Consider the following 20,501-nt stretch of genomic DNA (forward strand, 5'->3'; position numbering starts at 1 on the left):
GGCCCGCGCTCCCGGGCAATCCGCGTGAGCAGCGTAATCTCGTGCGCACGAATTTGCGGCCCGGACTAGCGCGAAAGATAGATGTTGAACAGATGGATTCGACTGTAACGGCCTCGATCCGACGCATGCTGGGACTGCTCGCCGCCACATTGCTGCTCGGCGGCTGCACCGGCCAGCACACGACACGCACAGCGGCGAGCACCACATACACGCCCCACATCAAGGCCAGCAGTCAGGACGTACTGGACGGCGCCATCAATGCCGACGAGCCAGGTTGTTCGGCCGCGGTAGGAGTCGAGGGGAAAGTTATCTGGTCAGGCGTTCGCGGCATTGCGGATCTGGCAACCGGCGCCAAGATCACCACGGACACCGTGTTCGACATCGCGTCGGTGTCCAAGCAGTTCACCGCCACCGCGATCCTGCTGCTCGTCGAAGCCGGAAAGCTAACACTCGACGACCCGATATCCCAATACGTACCCGAGCTACCCGACTGGGCCCAAACCGTCACCGTCGAGCAGCTCATGCATCAAACCAGCGGCATCCCTGATTACGTCGCATTGCTGGCAGCCAGGGGGTATCAGGTCAGCGACCGCACCATCGAGGCCGAAGCCCGGCAGGCGTTAGCGGCCGCCCCGGAGCTGCAATTCAAGCCTGGCACCAGGTTCGATTACTCCAACTCCAACTACTTGCTGCTCGGCGAGATTGTCCACCGCGCATCGGGACAACCGCTGCCTGAGTTCCTCAGCGCCGAGATCTTTCAACCGCTTGGTCTGGCCATGGTGGTGGATCCGGTCGGGAAGGTTCCCAACAAAGCCGTGTCATATGAGAAGGGCACTGGTGGAAACCGGTCCGAGTACCGGGTGGGCAATCCGGCCTGGGAGCAGATCGGCGACGGTGGCATCCAGACCACGCCTAGCCAACTGGCCCGGTGGGCGGACAACTACCGGACAGGAAGCGTCGGCGGCCTGAAACTGCTCGAAGCACAACTTGCCGGTGCGGTGGAAACCGAACCCGGTGGCGGCGACCGCTACGGCGCCGGAATCGTGTCGCGCGCCGACGGAACACTCGACCACGCGGGCGCCTGGGCCGGATTCGTCACGGCATTCCACATCAGCAGTGACCGACGGACCTCGGTGGCCATCAGCTGCAACACCGACAAGCCGGACCCGGTGGCCATGGCCGATGCGCTGGGGCGCCTTTGGATGTAGCGGGGCTACCGCGGTTGGCCGCCGGTACCCAGGCTGCAATCATTCACGGTATGGCGCAACCACCGTCACTCCTCACAACTGACAATGGCCTACCCTCCGGCGTGCAAGGTGCCTGCGACTCCCGTTTCACCGGAGTCATCCGTGCCTTTGCTGGGCTGTACCCCGGCCGCAAGTTCGGGGGTGGGGCACTGTCGGTTTATATCGACGGTCGCCAGGTCGTCGATGTCTGGACGGGGTGGTCCGATCGGCAGGGCAAAGTACCCTGGACGGCCGATACCGGGGCAATGGTGTTCTCCGCGACCAAAGGGTTGGCCGCAACGGTGATTCACCGTTTGGTCGATCGCGGCCTTTTGTCCTACGACGCGCCGGTCGCGGAGTACTGGCCCGAGTTCGGAGCTAACGGCAAGTCTGAGGTCACCGTCAGCGATGTGTTGCGACATCGGTCCGGACTGGCGCACCTCAAGGGGGTGGACAAGGACGAGGTCATGGACCACCTCCTGATGGAGCAGAAGTTGGCGGCTGCGCCGCTAGACCGCCAGCACGGGAAGTTGGCTTACCATGCGGTGACTTACGGATGGCTGCTGTCCGGCTTGGCTCGTGCAGTGACCGGCAAAGGCATGCGTGAACTGTTCCGCGAAGAACTCGCTCGCCCGCTGAACACCGATGGTATTCATCTCGGCCGGCCACCGGCCGACTCGCCTACCAAGGCGGCACAGACACTTCTGCCCCAAGCCAAGGTCCCCACCCCACTGCTCGATTTCATCGCACCAAAGGTTGCGGGGCTGTCGTTCTCCGGGCTGCTCGGCGCCGTCTACTTCCCGGGCATCCTGTCGTTGCTGCAAGACGATATGCCGTTCCTCGACGGTGAGGTTCCGGCGGTCAACGGCGTTGTGACCGCGCGCGCCCTGGCCAAGACGTATGGGGCGTTGGCCAATGACGGTGTGATCGACGGCACCCGACTGCTGTCGTCGCAGGCGGTACGTGGATTGACGGGGAAGTCCGAGCTATGGCCGGACCTTAATCTCGGTCTTCCTTTTACCTACCACCAGGGTTACCAATCGTCTCCGGTGCCTGGGCTGCTGGAGGGGTACGGCCACATCGGGCTCGGTGGCACGATCGGATGGGCCGACCCGGAGACCGGCAGCGCATTCGGATATGTGCATAACCGCTTGCTGACGCTACTGTTGTTCGATATTGGCTCGTTCGCAGGGCTGGCTGCGCTGCTGAACAGCGCCGTCGTGGCAGCACGTCGCGATGACCCCCTGGAAGTGCCGCATTTCGGTGCGCCCTATAGCGAACCGCGTCATGAGCAGGCGGCCTCGGGTGCATAACTGCTCCCGTTATGCCGCGAGCGCGAGCCCGACGGGCTAGAACTCGTAAACGAGTAGCCAGACGAGAGCGACGGCCGCCAAGAACAGACCAACCAGGATAGCCGCGCGGGTAACCAGTACCTGGCGATGGAACCACTCTCGCAGCTGGGTGAATCGCCAGTCGGTCCAGGCGTAGGCGCGCACAGCCCACTGCGCCTCGACCGCGAGCAGTCGAAACGCGACCAGCAGGGCCGGGATGCCGAGTTCGGGGAGCAGCACGATCATCGGCAGGGATACGACGAATAGCCCGCCACCGACCACAGCGAGTGTCGCGCGAATCAGTAGCGGCCTGGCCCGTACCCGCTGTCGGTATGCGAGCACTCGGGCGAGCGCGGCGTCGCGGGTGGAAGTCGGGTTGATGACGTCGGCCGGGTCCATGACTGCTCCTAGTGTGCCTGCCTCGACGCCTAGCGGACGGCTGTGTCGGGGGTGGTTTGGTTCGGACTCTAGTGGAGCCCGGTTGCGCACTCGGGTCCGACCAATGCGGGGCCGCGCCTCATACGCACGATAAGCGTGGGTGCATAGACTGCGGTTATGAATGACGGCTCCCGGCAGGAACTCAGGGTTCGTAGCGGCCTACTACAAATCGAGGACTGCCTGGATGCTGACGGCGGCATCGCATTGCCGGCAGGCACCACGCTGATCTCGCTCATCGAGCGCAACATCAAGTATGTCGGCGACCTCGTGGCGTATCGCTACCTGGACCACGCCCGTTCGGCCGCCGGATGCGCCCTGGAAGTGACCTGGACGCAATTCGGTATGCGATTAGCGGCCATAGGTGCACACGTGCAACGGTTCGCAGGCCCCGGCGACCGCGTTGCGATCCTCGCACCACAGGGCATCGACTATGTTTGCGGGTTCTACGCTGCAATCAAGGCAGGCACCGTCGCGGTGCCGTTGTTCGCACCCGAACTGCCGGGTCACGCCGAGCGTCTTGATACGGCACTTCGCGATTCGGAGCCAGCGGTCATACTCACGACGGCGGCGGCGAAAAACGCCGTTGAAGGTTTTCTGAACAACGTTCCGCGCCTGCGAAAGCCGACAGTCCTCGTCATCGATCAAATACCCGACCGCGAGGGGGAGCTGTTCGTCCCGGTCGAGCTGGACATCGACGCCGTATCCCACCTGCAGTACACCTCGGGCTCGACGCGACCCCCGGTCGGTGTCGAGATCACCCACCGCGCGGTCGGCACCAACCTGGTGCAAATGATCCTGTCGATCGACCTGCTCAACCGAAACACCCACGGCGTCAGTTGGTTACCGCTGTACCACGACATGGGCCTATCCATGATCGGCTTTCCGGCGGTCTATGGCGGACACTCAACCCTGATGTCGCCCACGGCGTTTGTCCGCAGGCCACTGCGATGGATCCAGGCGTTGTCCGAGGGGTCGCGGACCGGACGCGTGGTCACCGCGGCGCCAAACTTCGCCTACGAGTGGGCCGCACAGCGTGGACTACCCGCGCAAGGCGACGACGTCGACCTCAGCAATGTCGTGCTGATCATCGGTTCCGAACCAGTCAGCATCGATGCGGTGACCACGTTCAACAAAGCGTTCGCGCCCTATGGTTTACCGCGTACAGCGTTCAAACCCTCGTACGGCATAGCCGAGGCGACCCTGCTCGTCGCGACCATCGACCATGCCGCTGAGCCGACGGTTGTTTATCTTGACCGGGAGCAGTTGGGCGCCGGACACGCGACGCGCGTCGCGCCGGATGCGCCCAACGCCGTCGTGCACGTGTCGTGTGGCCATGTGGCCCGCAGCCTGTGGGCCGTGATCGTCGACCCGGATACCGGCCCCGAGGCGGGCGCCGAACTGCCCGACGGTGAGATCGGTGAGGTTTGGTTACAAGGCGACAACGTTGCTCGGGGGTATTGGGGACGGCCGGAAGAAACGCGGATGACGTTCGGTGCCCGCTTGCAATCACCGCTCGCCGAAGGCAGCCACGCCGACGGGTCCGCGATCGACGACACCTGGCTGCGCACCGGAGACCTCGGCGTGTACCTCGACGGTGAGCTCTACATCACCGGTCGAATCGCGGATCTGCTGACCATCGACGGCCGCAACCACTATCCGCAGGACATCGAGGCCACGGCCGCCGAGGCCTCGCCGATGGTGCGGCGCGGATACATAACCGCTTTCACGGTGCCGGCCAGCGACGGGGACGACCGCAATCAGCGACTGGTGATCATCGCCGAACGCGCGGCAGGCACCAGTCGCAGCGACCCGCGGCCGGCGCTCGACGCGATTCGCGCAGCGGTTTGCAACCGCCACGGGTTATCCGTTGCGGACCTGAGTTTCCTGCCGGCCGGCGCCATTCCACGCACCACCAGCGGGAAGCTGGCTCGCCAGGCCTGCCGCGCCCAATACCTCAGCGGTCGCCTGGGCGTGCATTAGCTACGATCTACGGCTCCCAAATCAGCAGATCCTCCATGCCGTTGTTCATCGCGACGATGGTTGGCGATGGGCCGGTGACATCGAAGTAGATTTTGCCGGTCGATTGTTCGCCTTGGGGGATAGTGGCTCCGCTAATGGTGTCGGGACCCGCGGCTTGCCACAGCACCCGGTAGTTGATGCCGTCGGCGGTGCGGGCATTGAACTGCGAGATCGCGGGCGTGACGCTGCCGCGAATCGCATTGACCGTGGCAGTGGCCTCCCAGACCTGGCCGGCCACCGGATAGCCGGGGATGACTGCGGTGCTGGATTTGAGATCACTGACCTTCCAGCCGAGCACGACTTGGCCAACGGTGTCGGTCATCGTTAGCTCACTGCCAAGTTTTCCGGTGATGGGATAGGCAGCCAACGCGACCGGTGCCGCAAAGGTCGCGATGGCAGCCATGGCCACGACCGCTACTGCCGTCTTGATCATTGTGGTGAGCTTCATTGGTCCCTACCTCCACTACTTGTTGGGGCGATTACCTGGTTCGAACCTCGCCGACGTCATTACCTTAAGCCGCAAATGACCCGTTGCTAACTCCAGATTCGATAGTGGGGCAGACGATGCCGTTCACATCCGTAGCCGGCGCACCGACGACGGGCGTGGCCATGAATGCTTGATGGCCGAGTCGTAGGCGACCAGCGCAAGGGAGCCAAACCGCATGTCAGGATGGTGTGGTGACCGCCATACCCGGCCCGTCGGGCGCCGAACCCGGTGAGAGCCGCGCGCTCGCGGGTTACCCGGTGACGCCGCCGGCGCTGCCCCGCCCGGTGATCTTCGACCAGCGCTGGACTGACCTGACCTTCATCCACTGGCCGGTGCTGCCGGAGAGCGTGGCAGGCAGCTACCCGCCCGGGACCCGCCCCGATGTCTTCGCCGATGGGATGACCTACGTGGGTCTGGTCCCGTTTCGCATGAGCAGCACCAAACTCGGCACCGCACTGCCGATCCCGTATGTCGGCACCTTCCCGGAGACCAATGTCCGGTTGTACTCCATTGATAACGCCGGCCGGCACGGGGTGCTTTTCCGGTCGCTGGAAACAGCTCGACTGACTGTCGTACCGCTCACGCGGATAGGACTCGGCATCCCTTACGCCTGGGCGAGGATGCGGATGATGCGCTCTGGTAAGCACATTACGTATCACAGTGTCCGCCGCTGGCCACGGCGCGGACTGCGCAGCCTATTGACGATCACCATCGGTGACCTGGTTGAGCCGACGCCGCTGGAAGTCTGGCTTACCGCACGGTGGGGTGCGCATACCCGCAAGGCTGGCCGGACTTGGTGGGTGCCGAACGAGCATAAGCCGTGGCCGTTGCGGGCCGCGGAGATCGCCGAGTTGAACGACGAGTTGATCGACGCAAGTGGCGTGCAACCCACTGGCGATCGGTTGCGCGCCCTGTTTTCACCGGGTGTGCATGCCCGATTCGGCCGTCCGTGTGTCGTTCAGTGACGTTTAGGGGCAGGTGTATCCACCATCAATCACGATGTCGGAACCGGTCATATAGCTGGAAGCCTCGCTAGCCAGATACAGGTAGAGGCCAGCGAGTTCTTCGGGCCGGCCCAACCGGCCCAACGGAATCTTGGGCTCCCATAGCGGCTGGTATTCCGTGTACGGTTCGACGAGCTCGGTCAGGATATAGCCCGGACTGACACTGTTCACCCGGATTTTATGCGGCGCCAACTCCACGGCCATGGCTTTGGTTAGATGAATGACCGCCGCCTTGGAGGCGCAGTAGTGGGAAACCTGCTGCGGGACGTTGATGATGTGGCCTGACATGGAAGCAGTGTTGATGATGACCCCGCCTTGGCCTTGTTTGACCATCGCCTTGGCAGCGGCCTGCGCGGTAAGGAAGACGCCTGTCACATTGGTGTTTTGGAGGCGCTGGAACTCTTCCAGCGGCATGTCCAGCATCGGAGTGACCGTGATGATGCCGGCGTTGCAGACCGCGATGTCGATCCCACCCAGCTCCGCGGTCACCTGATCCAACATGCTGGTCACCTGCTGGTGCTGGCTCACATCGCAGCAGACGGGCACGACCTTGCCACCTGATGTGCCAATCTCATCCGCCAACTTCTCTAAGGCATCCAAATGCCGTGCGGCGATCGCCACTTGAGCCCCGGCTTCGACGTATGCCAGGGCAACTCTCTTGCCGATGCCGGTGGATGCCCCGGTTATCAGCGCCCTCTTGCCGTGCAAGTCGAACAGGTCCAACACGCTCATTCGTGATCCCCTTTCGCGCGACGCAGGGCCGATACCTGATGGAATCACATGCCGAAATGCGTTCGATGAACTGCCGCAATGGCTTCCAGTGGTCCGCTCACTTCGACCCGCGCTACGGCTCGGCGTCCAAAGACGTACAGCAGCAACTCGCCGGGCGGTCCGGTCAGGCGAGCCGTCGGCTCGCCTGACCGGACCCTCACCCGCTTACCGGTTCCAACCCACTCGATCTCAAGCCCGCAACCGTGCAGCCGCCGACTCAGGAAGTGGCTGCCGCGCCGAACATTTCGCCATAGGGCAGCATCCATTTCGGGCGTGAGGCTTCGGGGCCCTCGTCCGCTGGCGCGGCGAACGTCCTCGTGATGGACAAAGAATTCGTTGAGGTTCGCCAAGGTACGAACCCATCCGATGCGGAAGAACCCCATCGGTGGACCGGACCGAATCCGAGCGACGAGCCACGTGAAGTCTTTACTCTGAGCCAATCTCGCTCTACGGCGTTCGGCAAACCGCTGGAAGGGACCCGGTAGAACGATGCAAAGGCCAGCAACGAGATCGCGTTCACGCAGCACGATGTGAGCGGCCAGGTCGTGAGCAGTCCAGCCCTCGATCAGTGTAGCAACCGCAGGACCGAGCTCCTCAAGGAGATCACAGAGCTCCAAGCGTTCTTGCGCGTCCAACGGGACATCAGCCACGCCGCGGGAGTCTACGGGCGACGTGCCTGCGCGCCAACGGGCTGCCGCTTGCGCCGTCGCGACTGCACAGCAGCCAGCGCCCGCTCCCAGGCGAGCAGCGTTGCGGCCGTCAGATTGGCCGGTTTGGCGCTGTCCTTGGACAGCAGCGCGGTCGCGGCGGCTTTGGTGGTCGGCGACGCCTTCGACATGTGACCGGAGTCGAACGGCGGCTGCGGGTCGTACTCGATCGCCAGCTGAATCGCCTTGGCCCGGGCCTCCCCGCCCAGCTGTCCGGCCAGCCAGAGGGCGAGATCGAGCCCGGCGGACACGCCCGCGCTCGTGACAATGTTGTCCTGGTGCACAATCCGCTCGTCGGCGACCGGGATAGCGCCGAATGCCTTGAGCGCGGGAAGCGTCAGCCAATGCGAGGTCGCGCGCCGGCCCCGGAGCCACACGAACCGCACCTGGGCGTGCGGCAGGTTTCGCAGCACCTCGTACGGGCCGACCACGTCCAGCGCGGTAACGCCGGGGTAGGCCACGAATGCGATTTGCGTCATCGGTGTTCTCCCTAGTGTCAGGCGAAGGCTTTGCGGTATTGGTCGGGTGATATCCCGACGCGGCGAATGAAGCTGCGGCGCATGGTTTCCGCGGTCCCGAAGCCGCATCGGGCGGCAATTGCCACCACGGTGTCGTGGGTCTCCTCCAACTGGCGGCGCGCAGCCTCGGTGCGGATGCGTTCGACGTACCGGCCGGGCGCCTCGCCGACCTCGTCGCTGAACACCCGAGTGAAATGACGCGGGCTCATGGCCGCACGTTGAGCCAGTTCGCCGATGCGGTGCGCGCCCCCGGCTCGGCCTCGATGGCCTCCTGCACCCGGCGGATCGAGGTCCGTTTGGCGCGTGGCATCCACACCGGAGCCGCGAACTGGGTCTGCCCACCGGGTCGGCGCAGATACAGGACGAGCCAGCGGGCAACCGTCTGGGCAATCTCGGTGCCGTGGTCGTCTTCGACCAGTGCCAGCGCGAGGTCGATGCCGGCGGTGACTCCAGCCGCGGTCCACACCTTCTGCGAACTGCGCATGAAGATCGGGTCGGCATCGACCCGAACGGCCGGAAATTCGCGGGCGAAATGTTCGGCAAAGGCCCAGTGCGTCGTCGCTCGGTGTCCGTCCCAACAACCCCGCTTCGGCCGCAAGAAACGCGCCCGTGCACACGGTGACGACGCGGCGGGCGGTGCCGGAGACGGCTTTGACCCAGTCGATGAGGGCCGGTTCGGACCGTGCGGCATCGACTCCGGCGCCACCGGGCAGGATCACGGTGTCGACGGGGTCGCCGGGGAATCCCACGATAACCACTCTTCGCGCCATGAATGCCAGTGTTGGCCAGGCGCTGGCCTGGCGTCCACGCCACACACCGCACAGATTAGGACACGCCGGCGGCGCAGCCCTGCCCGAAAGACCGTGCACCGGTCTTGGCAGACTGTGCCCATGGCACAGATAACCCTGCGAGGAAACGCGATCAATACCGTCGGTGAGCTACCTGCTGTCGGATCCCCGGCCCCGGCCTTCACCCTGACCGGGGGCGATCTGGAGGTGATCAGCAGCGACCAGTTCCGGGGTAAGTCCGTGTTGCTGAACATCTTTCCATCCGTGGACACACCGGTGTGCGCGACGAGTGTGCGAACCTTCGACGAGCGTGCGGCGGCAAGTGGCGCTACCGTGCTGTGTGTCTCGAAGGATCTGCCATTCGCCCAGAAGCGCTTCTGCGGCGCCGAGGGCACCGAAAACGTCATGCCCGCGTCGGCATTCCGGGACAGCTTCGGCGAGGATTACGGCGTGACCATCGCCGACGGGCCGATGGCCGGGCTGCTCGCCCGCGCAATTGTGGTGATCGGCGCGGACGGCAACGTCGCCTATACGGAATTGGTGCCGGAAATCGCGCAAGAACCCAACTACGAAGCGGCGCTGGCCGCGCTGGGCGCCTAGGCTTTCACAAGCCCCGCGCGTTCGGCGAGCAGCGCACGATTTCGAGCGCTGCTGCCGAAAAGCGCCTCGGAGGTCTTGGCCCGGCGGTAATACAGGTGCAGGTCGTGCTCCCACGTGAAGGCGATGGCACCGTGGATCTGAAGAGCGGAGCCGGCGCATAACACAAAGGTTTCCGCGGTCTGCGCCTTCGCCAGCGGCGCGACCGTCTGGAGTTCGTCACCGTTGGCCGCGCTCATCGCGGCGAACATCACGGTCGCCCGGGTGGCGTCGATCTCGATCATCATGTCGGCGCAGGCGTGCTTGACCGCCTGGAACGAGCCGATCGGTCGATCGAATTGTTTTCGGCTCCGGGCATATTGGACCGCCAGGTCAAGACAGGCCTCGGCGCCGCCCAGCATCTCGGCAGCCAACAGCACCCGGGCCACGTCGAGCACCCGCTCCATGTCGTCGGGTGTCCCGGCGGTCAGCGGCTCGGCGGGGGACCCCGCCAGCCGGAGCGTGGCGACCGGACGGGTGATGTCAAACGAGGGCAACGGTGTGACGGTCACCCCGGGGGCGTCGGCGGCCACGACGTGCAGAACGATCGACCCGTCGGCCACCGCGGGCACCACGAACAGGTCTGCGACGTGACCGTGCAGCACCGGGGTGCACTCACCGGTGAGTGCGGGCCGACCGTCGCGCCGAACGGCCCGAACGGTGGTAGCCGACGCGACGTCGTGGCCACTGACGGCGATCGTTCCGATCCGCGCGCCGGTAAGCAGACCGGCGAGCAGGCGCTTGCGCTGCTCGTCGTCGCCCATGCGCAGAATCGCTTCGATCGCAAACACCGTGGCCGCAAAGGGAATTGGGGTGAGCGCCCGGCCGAGTTCGGCAAACGCGATCGCGGTCTCGACTAAGGTGGCACCCAATCCGCCGTGCTCCGGCGGGACGTGCAGCGCGGGTAATTCGAGCTCGGTGCAAAGCCGTTGCCACAGCCTGCGGTCGGATCCGTCCGCGGCAGCCATCTCCCGCACGGGCGCGCCCCGGCCAAGGAAGCCGCGCAGCGAGGCGCGGAAATCGTCTTGTTCGGTGCTGTATCGGAAGTCCACGTCAGCAGAGCACTTCGGGCCGCGGCTCCTTGGGGAGGCCGAGCAGTCGCTCGCCGATCACGTTGCGCTGGATCTGCGAGCTGCCGGCATAGATCGTCGCGGCCCGTGCGTAGAGCAGCTCATCCATCCAGCAGGCCGGGGAGTTTGGCGTACCCGCCTCCGGGACCAGCCGCGCACCGCCGTTGCCGGGCCCCCGCGGGCCCAGCGCCTCGAGCCCCAGGATTTCGACGGCGAGATCGGTGTACCGGCGGAAATATTCGCTCCAGATGACCTTCGTGATCGCGGCTTCCGCGCCGGGCGGCCGTCCGGTCAAGGCCAGGGTGAGGTCACGGTAGCCCCGATACCGCATGATCTGAACCCGGGCATAGCACCACGCCAAGCCGTCTCGTACCCGTGGATCGGTGTGTAATCCGCGGTCACGGGCCAGCTCGCACAGCCGCTGCAGGTCCCGCTCAAAATCGATGGCCGCGGTGGTGATGTGCGACCCGCGTTCGAAACCGAGCAGCGTCAGGGCGGTCGACCAGCCGTCGCCGACCTTGCCGACGGCATTGCCGGCGCTGGTGCGGGCATCGGCCAGGAAGACCTCGCTGAACGAGGAGTGCCCGGCCGCGTTGACGATCGGCCGAACCACCACGCCGGGCTGGTCCATGGGCACCAGCAGAAACGACAGGCCCCGGTGTTTCGCAGCGCTGGGATCCGTGCGCGCCAGCAGGAAGATCCAGTTCGCGGTGGCGGCGGCCGACGTCCAGATCTTGTGGCCGTTGATCACCCATTCGTCACCGTCGAGCACCGCCCTGGTGCGCACGGAGGCCAGGTCGGAGCCCGCCTCCGGCTCGGAGAATCCCTGGCACCACCGATGCGTACCGGCCAGGATGCGCGGCAGGAAATGCCGCTTTTGCTCCTCGGACCCCAGGGCGATCAGGGTGTTGCCCAACAGGTCGATTCCGAGCAGGTCGTTTTCCGCGCGTTCGGGCGCGCCGGCGTGGGCGAACTCCTCGGCAAGCACCACCTGATCGATCGGGGACAGGCCACCACCCCCGTATTCCGCCGGCCAGGACACCGCAATCAGGCCAGCGCCGGCCAGGGTCCGCCGCCAGTGCCGTGCGAACTCTTCCCGCTCGTCGGGCGGCAGCGCCCCGGGTCCCGACCAGCCGGGCGGCAGGTGCTCGGTCAGGAAGGCTCGGATCCGACCGCGGAACGCTTCCGCTTCGGGTGGGTAGCTGATGTCCACGACGCGCCCCGGCCTCAGGGCCGCTGCTTGATCGCGGGCCGGATCTGCGGTGTGGCACGCCAATCCTCCAGTCCGTACTCGACCGTTCCGTAGGACAGCTTGCCGCCGGTGACTTCGCCCCAGTGCGCGTGATTGAGCTGGTGAATCTTGAAGCAACCGTCCAGTGCGGCGGAAAACCCCATGGCATCGACGGTTTGGTTCACCGATTCCTTGATCAGCAGTGCGGCCATCGTCGGTACCTTCGCGATTCGACGCGCGAATTCGATTGTGCTGGTGGCGAGTTCGTCAACGGGAAACACCTTGCTGACCATCCCCAGCGCGTGGGCCTCGTCGGCGTCTATGCAGTCGCCGGTGAGCAGCAGTTCCTTGGTCTTGCGCGGCCCGAACTCCCACGGATGGCCGAAGTACTCGACCCCGCACATGCCCAGCCGGGTGCCGACCACGTCGGCGAACACGGTGTCCTCGCTGGCGACGATCAGATCGCAGCACCAGGCCAGCATCAACCCCGCCGACAACACCGCCCCGTGCACCTGGGCGATGGTGATCTTGCGCAGGTTGCGCCACCGCTTGGTGTTTTCGAAGTAGTAGTGCCACTCCTGGCGGTTGCGTGACTCGACCCCGCCGAAACTTGCCCCGTTGCACCGGTAGCTGGGGTGCTGGTCCGGTCCGGGCGAGCGTTCCCGGATATCGTCAGCCGATCCGAGGTCGTGACCGGCGGAGAAGGCGGGTCCGGCGGCCCGCAGGATCACCACCCTGACGGTGTCGTCAGCCTCGGCGAGTTCGAATGCGGCGCCCAGCTCGACCAGCATGCCCCGGGTCTGGGCGTTGCGTAGTTGTGGGCGGTCCAGGGTGATCGCGGCGATGCGCCCATCGTCGATCGTTTCGTAGCGGATGTATTCGAACTCCCGGGGCCGCTGGCAGCGTTGCCCGTCCGATCGGCGATCGACCGGACTGACCCCGCCGACGGACATGTCCGCTCCTTACTGGACGTGAACGGCTGACCTGTGCGAGGTTACCCGCCAACCAGGCATCATGTCCATAGTTAATACGCACATGATAGCGCCATATGATGGACAAATCCCCATGAAAATCGGTACTTGTAAACATTGAAGTATCTTGGTAGTACTGTGATATACGCCTGAAGCGCCACCGCAGGCGCCGGCATCGGACCGAACAACCGGGAAGGGTTGACCATGGAGATCGGGATATTCCTCATGCCGGCCCATCCACCGGAGCGCACCCTCTACGACGCCACCCAGTGGGATCTGGACATCATCGAGCTGGCCGACCAACTCGGCTACGTGGAGGCCTGGGTCGGCGAACACTTCACCGTGCCGTGGGAGCCGATCTGCGCCCCCGATCTGCTGTTGGCGCAGGCGCTGCTGCGCACCAAACGGATCAAACTCGCGCCCGGCGCGCATTTGTTGCCCTACCATCATCCGGTCGAGTTGGCCCACCGGGTGGCCTATTTCGATCACCTCGCCCAGGGCCGCTTCATGCTCGGCGTGGGCGCCAGCGGCATCCCGGGTGACTGGGCGCTGTATGACGTGGATGGCAAAAACGGCGAGCATCGCGAAATGACCCGGGAAGCGCTGGAGATCATGCTGCGCATCTGGACCGAGGACGAGCCCTGGGAACATCGCGGAAAGTACTGGAACGCCAACGGAATCGCGCCGATGTTCGAGGGCCTGATGAGGCGCCACATCAAGCCGTACCAGAAGCCCCACCCGCCCATCGGCGTCACCGGGTTCAGCGCCGGCTCGGAGACCCTCAAGCTTGCCGGCGAACGGGGCTACATCCCCATGAGTCTAGACCTGAACACCGAATACGTCGCCACCCACTGGGACGCGGTGTTGGCTGGCGCGCAGCGCAGCGGCCGAACCCCGGATCGCCGCGATTGGCGGCTGGTGCGGGAGGTGCTGGTGGCCGAGACCGATGAGCAGGCGTTCCGGTATGCCGTGGACGGCACGATGGGACGCGCCATGCGTGAGTATGTGCTGCCGACGTTTCGGATGTTCGGCATGACCAAGTTCTACAAACACAATCCGTCGGTGCCCGACGACGAGGTGACACCGGAGTATCTCGCCGAGAACACCTTCGTCGTCGGCTCGGTGCAGACCGTGGTCGACAAGCTCGAGGCCACCTACGACCAGGTCGGCGGGTTCGGCCACCTGCTGATCCTCGGGTTCGACTACAGCGATAACCCGGGCCCGTGGAAGGAGTCGTTGCGGCTGCTGGCCCACGAGGTCATGCCCAGACTCAACGCCCGCCTCGCCACCAAGCCCGCCATCGCGGTGGTGTAGCCATGGCGGATCGTCAGGTCACCGTCGGCTATTCGGACGGCACGCACAAGACGATGCCGGTGCGGTGCGACCAGACGGTCCTGGATGCCGCCGAGGAACACGGCGTGGCCATCGTCAACGAATGCCAAAGCGGGATTTGTGGCACCTGCGTGGCCACCTGCACCGCCGGCCGCTACCAGATGGGACGCACCGAGGGACTGTCCGATGTCGAGCGGGCGGCGCGAAAGATCCTCACCTGCCAGACGTTTGTTACCTCCGATTGCCGGATCGAGCTGCAGTATCCGGTCGACGACAACGCCGCCCTGCTGGTCACCGGTGACGGTGTGGTGACCGCGGTCGAGTTGGTGTCGCCCAGCACCGCCATCCTGCGGGTGGACACCTCTGGCATGGCCGGCGCGCTGAGATACCAGGCCGGCCAGTTCGCCCAATTGCAGGTTCCCGGTACCAACGTATGGCGCAACTACTCCTACGCCCATCCGGCCGACGGCCGCGGTGAGTGCGAGTTCATCATCAGGTTGCTGCCGGACGGCGTGATGTCGAATTATCTTCGCGACCGCGCCCAGCCCGGTGACCATATCGCGCTGCGCTGCAGCAAGGGCAGCTTTTATCTGCGCCCGATCGTGCGACCGGTGATCCTGGTCGCCGGAGGAACCGGCCTGTCAGCGATCCTGGCGATGGCCCAGAGCCTGGATGCCGATGTCGCTCACCCGGTCTACCTGCTCTACGGGGTCGAGCGCACCGAAGACCTGTGCAAGCTCGACGAACTCACCGAGCTGCGCCGCCGCGTTGGCCGCCTGGAGGTGCACGTCGTCGTCGCGCGCCCGGACCCCGACTGGGACGGTCGCACCGGGCTGGTCACCGACCTGCTCGACGAGCGGATGCTGGCGAGCGGTGACGCCGACGTGTATCTGTGCGGTCCGGTCGCCATGGTCGACGCAGCCCGAATCTGGCTGGACTACAAGGGCTTTCACCGCGTCGGGTTGTACTACGAGAAATTCGTGGCCAGCGGGGCGGCGCGCCGCCGCACCCCGGCGCGGCTGGACTACGCGGGCGTGGACATTGCCCAAGTGCGCCGCCGCGGCCGCGGCACCGCGGTGGTCATCGGCGGCAGCATCGCGGGCATCGCGGCGGCAAAGATGCTCAGCAACACCTTCGATCGTGTCATCGTGCTGGAGAAGGACGGCCCGCACCGTCGCCGCGAGGGCAGGCCGGGCGCGGCACAGGGTTGGCACCTGCACCACCTGCTGACCGCCGGGCAGATCGAGCTGGAGCGCATCTTCCCCGGCATCGTCGACGACATGGTGCGCGAGGGCGCGTTCAAGGTCGACATGGCGGCGCAGTACCGCATCCGGCTCGGCGGCACCTGGAAGAAGCCCGGCACCAGCGACATCGAGATCGTCTGCGCCGGAAGACCGCTGCTCGAATGGTGTGTGCGCCGCCGGCTCGACGACGAACCCCGCATCGAATTCCGGTACGAATCGGAGGTGGCCGACCTCGTCTTCGACCGCGACAACAACGCCGTCGTCGGCGTCGCCGTCGACCGGGGCGACGCCGACGGAGGCGACGGTTTGCAGGTGGTGCCCGCCGAGTTCGTCGTGGACGCCTCGGGCAAGAACACCCACGTGCCGGAGTTCTTGGACCGCATCGGCATTGGCGCTCCCGAGGCCGAACAGGACATCATCAACTGCTTCTACTCCACGATGCAGCACCGGGTTCCACCGGACCGGCGGTGGCAGGACAAGGTGATGGTGATCTGCTATGCGTACCGCCCTTTCGAGGACACCTACGCTGCGCAGTACTACACCGACAGCTCCCGCACCATCCTGTCCACCTCACTGGTGGCCTACAACTGCTATTCGCCGCCGCGTACCGCCCGAGAATTCCGCGAGTTCGCCGACCTGATGCCGTCACCGGTCATCGGAGAAAACATCGACGGACTGGAGCCGGCCTCGCCCATCTACAATTTCCGCTATCCCAACATGCTGCGGCTGCGCTACGAGAAAAAACGCAACCTGCCGCGCGCGCTGTTGGCCGTGGGTGACTCGTACACCAGCGCCGACCCGGTGTCCGGATTGGGTATGAGCCTGGCGCTCAAGGAAGTTCGTGAGATGCAGGCGCTGCTGGCCAAATACGGCGCCGGTCACCGGGATCTGCCGCGCCGGTACTACCGGGCGATCGCCAAGATGGCCGACACGGCCTGGTTCGTGATCCGCGAGCAGAACCTGCGCTTCGACTGGATGAAGGACGTCGACAAGAAGCGCCCCTTCTATTTCGGTGTGCTGACCTGGTACATGGACCGCGTGCTGGAGCTGGTGCATGACGATCTCGACGCGTACCGGGAATTCTTGGCCGTCGTCCATCTGGTCAAGCCGCCGTCGGCGCTGATGCGACCCAGGATCGCCGGCCGCGTCCTCGGCAAATGGGCACGAACCCGATTGTCGGGGCAGCAGACGCTGATCGCCCGCAACTACGAAAATCGTTCGGTGCCTGCGGCACCCGCGGATCAACTGGTAGACGCGTAGGAGAGGCCAAGATGTCACGGGTTCATCGAATCTTGGACTGCCGGGGCACCCGCATCCACGCCGTGGCGGACGGCCCACCCGACCAACAGGGGCCGTTGGTGGTGTTGCTGCACGGTTTTCCGGAGTCCTGGTACTCGTGGCGGCATCAGATTCCCGCGCTTGCCGGCGCGGGCTACCGCGTGGTGGCCATCGACCAGCGCGGGTATGGCCGCTCGTCGAAATACCGGGTGCAAAAGGCCTATCGCATCAAGGAATTGGTGGGCGACGTCGTGGGCATCCTCGACTCCTATGGTGCGGAGCAGGCTTTCGTGGTGGGCCACGACTGGGGCGCGCCGGTCGCCTGGACCTTCGCCTGGCTGCACCCCGACCGATGCGCCGGCGTGGTGGGAATCAGCGTTCCATTTGCCGGTCGCGGCGTGATCGGCCTGCCGGGCAGCCCGTTCGGCGAGCGCCGTCCCAGCGACTACCACCTGGAGCTGGCCGGGCCCGGAAGGGTCTGGTATCAGGACTATTTCGCCGTGCAGGACGGCATCATCACCGAGATCGAGGAAGACTTGCGGGGCTGGCTGCTCGGGTTGACCTACACCGTTTCCGGTGAGGGGATGATGGCGGCGACCAAGGCGGCCGTCGACGCGGGCGTCGACCTGGAGTCCATGGACCCGATCGACGTGATCCGTGCCGGACCGCTGTGTATGGCCGAAGGCGCGCGGCTCAAGGACGCGTTCGTCTACCCGGAGACCATGCCGGCCTGGTTCACCGAGGCCGATCTCGATTTCTACACTGGCGAATTCGAACGTTCCGGGTTCGGCGGGCCGCTGAGCTTCTACCACAACATCGACAACGACTGGCACGACCTGGCCGACCAGCAAGGCAAGCCGCTCACCCCGCCGGCTCTGTTCATCGGCGGCCAGTATGACGTCGGCACCATCTGGGGCGCGCAGGCCATCGAGCGTGCGCACGAAGTCATGCCGAACTACCGCGGCACCCACATGATCGCCGACGTCGGACACTGGATCCAGCAGGAAGCGCCCGAAGAGACCAACCGGCTGTTGCTCGACTTCCTAGGCGGGCTGCGGCCGTGAGCTGCACCTTCGACATGGTCCCGGAGACCGTCGATCATCTCGACGAGGTCGGGCTGCGGCGGGTCTTCGGCTGCTTTCCGTGCGGCGTGATCGCCGTCTGCGCGATGGTCGACGACCAGCCGGTCGGCATGGCGGCCAGCTCGTTCACGTCGGTTTCAGTTGACCCGCCGCTGGTATCGATCTGTGTGCAGAACTGTTCGACGACGTGGCCGAAGTTGCGCGACCGCCCACGGCTCGGTGTGAGCGTGCTCGCCGAGGGGCACGACGCGGCCTGTATGAGCCTGTCGCGCAAGGAAGGTAACCGGTTCGCCGGGGTGTTCTGGAGCGAATTGTCCAGCGGGGGTGTGGTGATCGCCGGGGCCGGCGCCTGGCTGGATTGCCGCCCGTACGCGGAGATCCCGGCGGGGGATCACCTGATCGCCCTGCTGGAGATCTGCGCGGTGCGCGCCGATCCCGAGACACCGCCGCTGGTGTTTCACGGTAGCCGGTTCCGCCGGTTGGAGTCTCGATGAAGACGACCGATGTGCGGGTACGTCGTGCGATCACGGCGATGGCGGGCGGTCACGCCGTGGTCCTGACCGGCGACCCCAATGGCGATGGCTATCTCGTCTTCGCCGCCCAGGCCGCGACGCCGCGGCTGGTTGCCTTTGCGGTCCGGCACACCTCGGGTTATTTGCGCGTCGCGCTGCCGGGCGCCGAATGCGAGCGACTGCACCTGCCGCCCATGTGTGACCGAGACACCACGCATTGCGTGTCGGTCGACGTTCGCGGCACCGGCACCGGAATCTCGGCGAGCGATCGCGCCTGGACCATCGCGGCACTGGCTTCGGCCACCTCCGTCGCCGCCGATTTCCAACGTCCGGGCCATGTGGTGCCCGTGCAGGCGCAAGCCGACGGTGTGCTGGGTCGGCGGGGACCCGCCGAGGCGGCCGTCGACCTGGCCCGCCTGGCGGAACGGCGGCCGGCCGCCGCGCTCTGCGAGATCGTCTCGCCCGATAATCCCGTCCAGATGGCGCACCACGCCGAGTCGGTCGAATTCGCCGTCGAACACGGACTGGCCATGGTCTCGATCGGGGAGCTGGTGGCGTATCGCCGGCGGATCGAGCCCCAGGTGGTCCGGTTTACGGCAGCGACGCTGTCCACCTGGGCCGGCGCCTCGCGTGTCATCGGCTTTCGTGACGTTTACGACCTCGGCGAGCATTTGGCGGTCATCGTGGGTGCGGTCGGTGCCGGGGTGCCCGTGCCGCTGCACGTCCACATCGAGTGCCTGACGGGCGACGTGTTCGGCTCGACGGCGTGCCGCTGCGGCGAGGAACTCAACGGCGCGCTGGCGAGGATGTCGGCTCAGGGCAGCGGCGTGGTCTTGTATCTGCGTCCGCCCGGACCCGCGCAAGCGTGCGGCTTGTTCGCCCGGGGCGATGCGGCGACCGATGTCATGCCGGAGACCGTGACATGGATCCTGCGCGATCTTGGGGTGTATGCGATCCGACTTTCCGATGATGTGCCAGGATTTGGGCTTGTCATGTTCGGGGCGATCCGAGAAGCCAGCACGTTGGCGGCCGCAGGTTGAACCATCCAGACCTGGCCGGCAAGGTCGCGATCGTTACTGGGGCGGGCGCCGGAATCGGTCTGGCGGTTGCCCGGCGACTCGCCGACGAGGGCTGCCATGTGCTGTGCGCGGACATCGATGGTGATGCCGCGGATGCCGCGGCCACCAAAATCGGTTGTGGCGCAGCGGCCTGCCGGGTTGACGTCAGCGACGAACAACAGATCATCGCCATGGTCGACGCCTGTGTTGCCGCGTTCGGCGGGGTGGACAAGTTGGTCGCCAACGCCGGTGTCGTTCATCTGGCTTCGCTCATCGACACCACCGTCGAGGACTTCGATCGGGTCATCGCGATCAATCTCCGCGGCGCCTGGCTGTGCACCAAGCATGCGGCACCGCGGATGATCGAGCGCGGCGGGGGAGCCATTGTCAACCTGTCGTCGTTAGCGGGCCAGGTAGCGGTGGGCGGCACCGGCGCATACGGCATGTCGAAGGCCGGCATCATCCAGCTCAGCCGCATCACCGCCGCCGAACTGCGCTCGTCGGGCATCCGCTCCAACACGCTGCTGCCCGCATTCGTCGACACCCCGATGCAGCAGACCGCCATGGCAATGTTCGACGGGGCCCTGGGCGCGGGGGGTGCGCGCTCGATGATTGCCCGGCTGCAGGGCCGCATGGCCGCACCGGAGGAGATGGCCGGCATCGTGGTGTTCCTGCTGTCCGACGATGCGTCGATGATCACCGGCACCACCCAGATCGCCGACGGCGGGACGATTGCCGCGCTGTGGTGATCCCCTCGGGTCAGGCGGTTTCGAAAGATCACGCGAGACATTGCCTGCG

20 protein-coding genes are annotated in these 20,501 nt (G+C 65.6%); 11 read left to right on the forward strand and 9 right to left on the reverse strand.

Annotated elements, in window-relative coordinates; all coding sequences use genetic code 11:
- The first annotated feature begins 92 nt into the window (after positions 1–92).
- A complete protein-coding gene (locus MCAN_RS10110) occupies positions 93–1,208 on the forward strand; it encodes a serine hydrolase domain-containing protein (RefSeq protein ID WP_014001011.1) in 1,116 nt (371 codons plus the stop codon).
- Positions 1,209–1,258: 50 nt separating this feature from the next.
- Positions 1,259–2,539, forward strand: coding sequence for a lipase LipD (gene lipD, locus MCAN_RS10115; protein ID WP_041180089.1), 1,281 nt, complete (start codon positions 1,259–1,261; stop codon positions 2,537–2,539).
- 36 nt (positions 2,540–2,575) lie between these two features.
- Here the strand turns inward: lipD and MCAN_RS10120 are convergent, their stop codons facing one another.
- On the reverse strand, positions 2,576–2,956 hold the full coding sequence (locus MCAN_RS10120) for a hypothetical protein (protein WP_003900434.1): 381 nt from the start codon (positions 2,954–2,956) through the stop codon (positions 2,576–2,578).
- Between the two features lie 156 nt (positions 2,957–3,112).
- Here MCAN_RS10120 and fadD31 point away from each other — a divergent pair, with 156 nt between their 5' ends.
- Positions 3,113–4,975, forward strand: a complete 1,863-nt coding sequence (gene fadD31, locus MCAN_RS10125) for a fatty-acid--AMP ligase FAAL31/FadD31 (RefSeq protein ID WP_014001013.1) — start codon at positions 3,113–3,115, stop codon at positions 4,973–4,975.
- A 7-nt stretch (positions 4,976–4,982) separates the two neighbouring features.
- Here fadD31 and mpt63 read toward each other — a convergent pair whose 3' ends face one another.
- Positions 4,983–5,462, reverse strand: a complete 480-nt coding sequence (gene mpt63 / locus MCAN_RS10130; protein WP_014001014.1) for an immunoprotective protein Mpt63 — start codon at positions 5,460–5,462, stop codon at positions 4,983–4,985.
- A gap of 230 nt (positions 5,463–5,692) precedes the next feature.
- Between mpt63 and MCAN_RS10135 the strand changes: the two genes are divergently transcribed.
- Positions 5,693–6,466 carry a YqjF family protein gene (locus tag MCAN_RS10135; protein WP_014001015.1) on the forward strand — a complete coding sequence of 258 codons (774 nt, stop codon included), beginning with the start codon at positions 5,693–5,695 and terminating at the stop codon, positions 6,464–6,466.
- A gap of 3 nt (positions 6,467–6,469) precedes the next feature.
- On the opposite strand, the gene MCAN_RS10140 is transcribed toward MCAN_RS10135, so the two are convergent.
- From MCAN_RS10140 to MCAN_RS10155, 4 genes are read right to left on the reverse strand one after another with little or no spacing between them, the layout of a single operon-like run.
- A complete protein-coding gene (locus MCAN_RS10140; protein ID WP_003409686.1) occupies positions 6,470–7,237 on the reverse strand; it encodes an SDR family oxidoreductase in 768 nt (255 codons plus the stop codon).
- 44 nt (positions 7,238–7,281) lie between these two features.
- Positions 7,282–7,926 carry a TIGR03085 family metal-binding protein gene (locus MCAN_RS10145; RefSeq protein WP_003409689.1) on the reverse strand — a complete coding sequence of 215 codons (645 nt, stop codon included), beginning with the start codon at positions 7,924–7,926 and terminating at the stop codon, positions 7,282–7,284.
- Between the two features lie 11 nt (positions 7,927–7,937).
- Positions 7,938–8,462 (reverse strand): type 1 glutamine amidotransferase family protein, encoded by a 525-nt coding sequence (locus MCAN_RS10150; protein ID WP_003409694.1) that lies wholly within the window; start codon positions 8,460–8,462, stop codon positions 7,938–7,940.
- Between the two features lie 17 nt (positions 8,463–8,479).
- Complete coding sequence (locus MCAN_RS10155; protein WP_003899087.1) at positions 8,480–9,259, reverse strand: HTH-type transcriptional regulator; 780 nt, start codon at positions 9,257–9,259, stop codon at positions 8,480–8,482.
- 132 nt (positions 9,260–9,391) lie between these two features.
- Between MCAN_RS10155 and tpx the strand changes: the two genes are divergently transcribed.
- A complete protein-coding gene (gene tpx / locus MCAN_RS10160) occupies positions 9,392–9,889 on the forward strand; it encodes a thiol peroxidase (RefSeq protein WP_014001016.1) in 498 nt (165 codons plus the stop codon).
- Here tpx and MCAN_RS10165 read toward each other — a convergent pair.
- Genes MCAN_RS10165 through MCAN_RS10175 form a run of 3 tightly spaced genes read right to left on the reverse strand, consistent with a single transcriptional unit; the run spans position 9,886 to position 13,179 of the window.
- Positions 9,886–10,977 (reverse strand): acyl-CoA dehydrogenase family protein, encoded by a 1,092-nt coding sequence (locus MCAN_RS10165; RefSeq protein WP_014001017.1) that lies wholly within the window; start codon positions 10,975–10,977, stop codon positions 9,886–9,888. The two genes, tpx and MCAN_RS10165, sit on opposite strands and share 4 nt — an antisense overlap.
- Position 10,978: 1 nt before the next feature.
- Complete coding sequence (locus MCAN_RS10170; RefSeq protein ID WP_014001018.1) at positions 10,979–12,208, reverse strand: acyl-CoA dehydrogenase; 1,230 nt, start codon at positions 12,206–12,208, stop codon at positions 10,979–10,981.
- Positions 12,209–12,222: 14 nt separating this feature from the next.
- Positions 12,223–13,179 carry an enoyl-CoA hydratase gene (locus MCAN_RS10175; RefSeq protein WP_014001019.1) on the reverse strand — a complete coding sequence of 319 codons (957 nt, stop codon included), beginning with the start codon at positions 13,177–13,179 and terminating at the stop codon, positions 12,223–12,225.
- Positions 13,180–13,401: 222 nt separating this feature from the next.
- On the opposite strand from MCAN_RS10175, the gene MCAN_RS10180 reads away from it, so the two are divergent.
- Genes MCAN_RS10180 through MCAN_RS10205 form a run of 6 tightly spaced genes read left to right on the forward strand, consistent with a single transcriptional unit; the run spans position 13,402 to position 20,452 of the window.
- Positions 13,402–14,511, forward strand: a complete 1,110-nt coding sequence (locus MCAN_RS10180; protein ID WP_014001020.1) for an LLM class flavin-dependent oxidoreductase — start codon at positions 13,402–13,404, stop codon at positions 14,509–14,511.
- A 2-nt stretch (positions 14,512–14,513) separates the two neighbouring features.
- Positions 14,514–17,033: an FAD-binding oxidoreductase gene (locus MCAN_RS10185; protein ID WP_014001021.1), complete on the forward strand. Its 2,520-nt coding sequence runs from the start codon at positions 14,514–14,516 to the stop codon at positions 17,031–17,033.
- An 11-nt stretch (positions 17,034–17,044) separates the two neighbouring features.
- Positions 17,045–18,115, forward strand: coding sequence for an epoxide hydrolase EphB (gene ephB, locus MCAN_RS10190; protein WP_014001022.1), 1,071 nt, complete (start codon positions 17,045–17,047; stop codon positions 18,113–18,115).
- A complete protein-coding gene (locus MCAN_RS10195) occupies positions 18,112–18,627 on the forward strand; it encodes a flavin reductase family protein (RefSeq protein WP_003409718.1) in 516 nt (171 codons plus the stop codon). The genes ephB and MCAN_RS10195 overlap by 4 nt, the downstream gene beginning before the upstream one ends.
- Positions 18,624–19,685, forward strand: a complete 1,062-nt coding sequence (locus MCAN_RS10200; protein ID WP_014001023.1) for a 3,4-dihydroxy-2-butanone-4-phosphate synthase — start codon at positions 18,624–18,626, stop codon at positions 19,683–19,685. The genes MCAN_RS10195 and MCAN_RS10200 overlap by 4 nt, the downstream gene beginning before the upstream one ends.
- Entirely contained in the window at positions 19,682–20,452 is a 771-nt protein-coding gene (locus tag MCAN_RS10205) for an SDR family oxidoreductase (protein WP_003409775.1), read from the forward strand. Before MCAN_RS10200 ends, MCAN_RS10205 begins: the two co-directional genes overlap by 4 nt.
- Positions 20,453–20,501 lie beyond the last annotated feature (49 nt).

This window comes from Mycobacterium canetti CIPT 140010059, from assembly GCF_000253375.1.
Taxonomy (GTDB): Bacteria; Actinomycetota; Actinomycetes; order Mycobacteriales; family Mycobacteriaceae; genus Mycobacterium; species Mycobacterium tuberculosis.

Coding starts and splice junctions, on each gene's coding strand:
- MCAN_RS10120 (WP_003900434.1), bottom strand. CDS start 2,956: ATGGACCCGGCCGACGTCATCAACCCGACTTCCACCCGCGACGCCGCG.
- mpt63 (WP_014001014.1), bottom strand. CDS start 5,462: ATGAAGCTCACCACAATGATCAAGACGGCAGTAGCGGTCGTGGCCATG.
- tpx (WP_014001016.1), top strand. CDS start 9,392: ATGGCACAGATAACCCTGCGAGGAAACGCGATCAATACCGTCGGTGAG.
- MCAN_RS10150 (WP_003409694.1), bottom strand. CDS start 8,462: ATGACGCAAATCGCATTCGTGGCCTACCCCGGCGTTACCGCGCTGGAC.
- MCAN_RS10180 (WP_014001020.1), top strand. CDS start 13,402: ATGGAGATCGGGATATTCCTCATGCCGGCCCATCCACCGGAGCGCACC.
- MCAN_RS10175 (WP_014001019.1), bottom strand. CDS start 13,179: ATGTCCGTCGGCGGGGTCAGTCCGGTCGATCGCCGATCGGACGGGCAA.
- MCAN_RS10110 (WP_014001011.1), top strand. CDS start 93: ATGGATTCGACTGTAACGGCCTCGATCCGACGCATGCTGGGACTGCTC.
- lipD (WP_041180089.1), top strand. CDS start 1,259: ATGGCGCAACCACCGTCACTCCTCACAACTGACAATGGCCTACCCTCC.
- MCAN_RS10185 (WP_014001021.1), top strand. CDS start 14,514: ATGGCGGATCGTCAGGTCACCGTCGGCTATTCGGACGGCACGCACAAG.
- ephB (WP_014001022.1), top strand. CDS start 17,045: ATGTCACGGGTTCATCGAATCTTGGACTGCCGGGGCACCCGCATCCAC.
- MCAN_RS10140 (WP_003409686.1), bottom strand. CDS start 7,237: ATGAGCGTGTTGGACCTGTTCGACTTGCACGGCAAGAGGGCGCTGATA.
- fadD31 (WP_014001013.1), top strand. CDS start 3,113: ATGAATGACGGCTCCCGGCAGGAACTCAGGGTTCGTAGCGGCCTACTA.
- MCAN_RS10200 (WP_014001023.1), top strand. CDS start 18,624: ATGAAGACGACCGATGTGCGGGTACGTCGTGCGATCACGGCGATGGCG.